The sequence below is a fragment of the Aliivibrio sifiae genome (assembly GCF_002954705.1).
GTDB classification, from domain to species: domain Bacteria; phylum Pseudomonadota; class Gammaproteobacteria; order Enterobacterales; family Vibrionaceae; genus Aliivibrio; species Aliivibrio sifiae_A.
Genome location: NZ_MSCO01000001.1, coordinates 1054039 through 1057939, shown reverse-complemented (window position 1 = coordinate 1057939; position 3901 = coordinate 1054039). Strand labels below are relative to the sequence as shown.

Annotated in this window: 3 protein-coding genes and 1 pseudogene; 3 read left to right on the top strand and 1 reads right to left on the bottom strand. The window is 34.2% G+C overall.

Features of this window, described 5'->3' with window-relative positions; genetic code table 11:
* Positions 1-132, bottom strand: a pseudogene (locus BTO22_RS04760) (IS630-like element ISVsa8 family transposase); the annotation flags it as partial.
* Positions 133-677: 545 nt separating this feature from the next.
* Here BTO22_RS04760 and BTO22_RS04755 point away from each other — a divergent pair.
* Genes BTO22_RS04755 through BTO22_RS04745 form a run of 3 tightly spaced genes read left to right on the top strand, consistent with a single transcriptional unit; the run spans position 678 to position 3718 of the window.
* Entirely contained in the window at positions 678-1979 is a 1302-nt protein-coding gene (locus BTO22_RS04755) for a phenylacetate--CoA ligase family protein (RefSeq protein ID WP_105054498.1), read from the top strand.
* The gene (locus BTO22_RS04750; protein ID WP_105054497.1) at positions 1980-2816 is read left to right on the top strand and encodes a pyridoxal-phosphate dependent enzyme; all 837 of its coding nucleotides are present in this window, start codon (positions 1980-1982) and stop codon (positions 2814-2816) included.
* A 41-nt stretch (positions 2817-2857) separates the two neighbouring features.
* Complete coding sequence (locus tag BTO22_RS04745; RefSeq protein WP_105054496.1) at positions 2858-3718, top strand: NmrA family NAD(P)-binding protein; 861 nt, start codon at positions 2858-2860, stop codon at positions 3716-3718.
* The last annotated feature ends 183 nt before the right edge of the window (positions 3719-3901 follow it).

Genomic DNA, 3901 nt, shown 5'->3' with positions numbered 1-3901 from the left:
AAAAATAGAGTAGCCTTTATCGCTGAGAATAATCGCATGTGCTCGTATTCTTACTCTATTTTTCGGATGATTAGCAATCGCTTCTCTTAAGGTTGTTTTTTCATGGTCTGTTAAAGGATTAACTGCTTTCATTGTGATATAGACACTGACGTAAAATACTCATTTTAATACCATATTATCATATGGTAAAGGCAGAGAACGGACTCTCGAAAACTTATCATCAACTACTTAGTGTCATATTGAAATTTAAATAATAACGGCTATATCTATCCGTAACTATTGACTAAGTTTTAAATACGGATTTAGTTCTGTTTAATTATTCACATGACTTTTATCTTTCTTGATATTGTTATTAAATATTAAAATATGACAAATGGTGAGAAATATTAATGTACTTTGAATCGTGATAAAATCATTAATTTCAGATAGGTTAAGATATTATCAATAACTTGAGTAATTACTTTGAACATTTAAAATATTAATATAAGTAACATATTAGGCTTCCATCTATGTTATTTACTTCCATGAAAAACTTAACGATTAACAATCGAGTAGTCTCGCATAAGACAATACAAGCTGTAAACTTTAACAGCTATTAATTGTTAGTATTAAGTATGTAATATAAATTCTTATTAAGAATATAAGTTCTATATACTTTTTAACTAATGAGATTTTAAATGCAAAATATAAATACTTATATTTACTCTCGTATAGATACCCTAGAAGAAGCTATAAAAGAGGCTTGGAAGCGTAAATTTTATCAAGAACATTGGGGCCATAAAAGTTTAGATGATGTTATTAATATTGTTAGATCATATAAGTACCATACACTTCCTGTAACACGTAAACACGACCTCCGAGATAATTGGGATAATATAATGTGCTTTGATGGTGCTATCGATGTTGTTAGCTCATCAGGAACAACTGGCCGTCCCGTTGATATTCCCGTTCATAAAGAAGAAGAGAATGTTCGAGTTGAGGCAATAGAACGATGGCTTCATGCTTTAGGTGTAAATACTGGAGATAAAGTTTTAATTTTATTAAGTATGAATGACCTTTTTACATTAGGAGTTTTATCTTGGCAAGCCGTCAAGAAAAGAAACGCCTGTGCAATACGATGCTCTGTCAATAGGGTTGATAGAATATTGCAAATTATTGAACACCTTAAACCTAAATATGTAATTGGTAATGCAGGGCCAATGATAAGATTAGCCGAAGAAGCTGGTGACCGTTGGCCAGGTCATGACCTCTTACCGAAAAAAGCCCTATTAGGTGCGTCAGCTGTTTTTGACCAAGATTTAAATCCAACACCAGCATTAAAAAAACTGAAAGAATTATGGGGGTTTGATGATTATCTCAATACATACGGTAGTAGTGAGATTGGTGCAGTTAGTGACGAGTGCTCTTACCATCAAGGTCTTCATATACATACAGACCACCAAATGATTGAACTGATCGATCTCAAAAATGGGCTACCTTTAGAAGACAATAATCAACCTGGAGAGCTTGTTATTACAGGGTTAAATCTTCCTAGAGGATTTATTCCAATCCGATATGCTACTGGTGATATCGTTGCTTGGATTAAACATGAATCTTGCCCATGTGGTCAAATCACGCCTCGTATGGGACCGATTATTGGACGAGTTGACCATCAATTAAAAATATCGGGACAAACAGTATTTCCAGACTTACTTCTCTCATTAGCTGATGAATCTACGGGAGTAATGCGATCAGCAGTCCAAGTCAAGTCAGAAAAATATGGAGAAGATGAAGTAACCCTTTTATTGGTCATAGATGATAATTTTAATAAGAAAGAAGTTAAAAATAATGTTATTTCAAGATTAGATAAAAACTTATCAATTTCCCCCAAAGTTAACGTTATCTCTTCCATCAACCTTCTAACACTAGAAAAAAAAGCATCAAAAAACACCAATCAAGTAAAAATTCCACGCATTTTTGATTTTAGAAAAGGCATCTAAATGAATTTACCTACCCCATTAATCTCATTAAAAGAAATAGATAAAGACATTTATGCAAAAATTGAATATTTGCATCCATCAGGATCGATGAAACACCGCTCAATACCTAAGCTTCTAAAGACTCTTCATCTGTCAGGTGAATTGAAGGGGATTAATAAGATAGCCATTTGCAGTGCAGGAGCAGCGGCAATTACAACAGCATGGGCAGCCGAAAAGCTAGGCTACTCAGTCATAGCAGTACTCCCTTCGATTACTCCTAAACAGACAATTAAAGTTCTTAAATGGCTTGGGGTGACTTGCTATCAAGTTGAGGATAAAAAAATTGCAAAACTAATGCAAAAACTAAACGCATTAAATGACGTCTATATTTTATCTCAAATGCAAGATAAACGATTAATTGACCACTATCGAGATGTCACAAAGGAAGTTGTTTCTAAGCTAACAACAGTTTCTGCAATAACAGTTGGAATAGGAACCGGCGCTTCAATCATGGGAATTGGAAGAGAAATGAATATACACCAGCCTAACTGTAAAATTGTTGGTGTTGAACCCTCAGAAGCCGCTATAGTTTCGGGATCTACATGGGCCGAACACAATATTCCTGGGCTTGCACCTCCAATGCGTCAATCCTTACTTGATAAAACGTTACTAAATAATGTTTTAACTATTAGTTCAGAGCAAGCGTGGAGCTGTGCTCATAACGTCGCACGAACATCTGGGCTTTTTTTAGGCCCTTCTTCAGGTGCATGCGTATCAGCAGCGATAAAACTCAGAGCTGAGGGGACAAAAGGCCCTATTGTTGCCATTTGTGCTTGCTCTATAAATGATTACTTGTAAATCCCCCACGTCTTTCCTTTAATTTTTTAATAAGGATTTAAATGAATTCAGAAATACTTATTACGGGCGCTACTGGCACTATTGGAAGCCAAGTTGTAAAGAAATTACTGCAAATTGGAATACCGTTTTCTGTTGGTGTAAGAAAGCCTAAAAACTACATCCCCCAACTTATCGGTGGAAATACTACCCACTTTGATTACCAAAATAAAAGTCATAAATTAATTCTAACTAAAGTTAAATATTTATTCCTTATTGCTCCACCATTAAATAAAATGGTGGATAATATGTTAATTCGGGTAATAGATGAAGCGATAGAGTGTGGTGCTAAACGCATCGTTTTATTATCCGGGCTTGGTAATAATTCTTGGCTCACAAACCCCAACCCTGCTCTTCGAAAAGCAGAATTACACTTAATCAATTCTGCATTAGATGAATATTATATAATCCGACCAAACTTCTTTATGGATAATTTTTCTACTGGAATTTTTTCAAAAGAAATAAATGAAAATAATTCGATTTCGTTAGCGGCAGCCAATGGAAAAACTAGTTTCATTTCTGCAAAAGATATAGCAGAGGTAATAACAAAAATCCTTATTAATGGTTATAAACATAAAGAAATTAACTTAACAGGCGGAGAAGCTTTAACACATCAAGAAGTTGCTAAAATTATATCAGAGGCTCGAGGGGCCCTGGTCACTTATATAAATATCAATCCATTCGATTTTTTAATAAAAATGCGAAAATGCGGACTAAATGAATCAAGTATTACTATGCTACAAACACTTTTTGAATCTATTCGATGTGGTTTTTCAAAAGAAATTACCATGGACCTTGAAGTTCTACTAAATCGTAAACCAGAAAGCTTTTATGATTTTGCAAAACGCTCATGGTCAAATATTTAAACTCTCTCATATTGATATGAATAATAGAAAAATATGAACTTAAAGCCCAAACAACTCAGGGGGACCACATGAGTGACTGGTTTTTAGCCATATTATTAAAACCAACGTTCAATTGTAAATCAGCTACTTTTTCTTTTACACTTTCATATATCCATGACGTCAAAAAGTCAGTCGGTTCTCCTG

What these genes read in the sequence shown, in the direction of transcription:
- BTO22_RS04745 (WP_105054496.1), top strand. Translation starts at nt 2,858, where the DNA reads ATGAATTCAGAAATACTTATTACGGGCGCTACTGGCACTATTGGAAGC.
- BTO22_RS04750 (WP_105054497.1), top strand. Translation starts at nt 1,980, where the DNA reads ATGAATTTACCTACCCCATTAATCTCATTAAAAGAAATAGATAAAGAC.
- BTO22_RS04755 (WP_105054498.1), top strand. Translation starts at nt 678, where the DNA reads ATGCAAAATATAAATACTTATATTTACTCTCGTATAGATACCCTAGAA.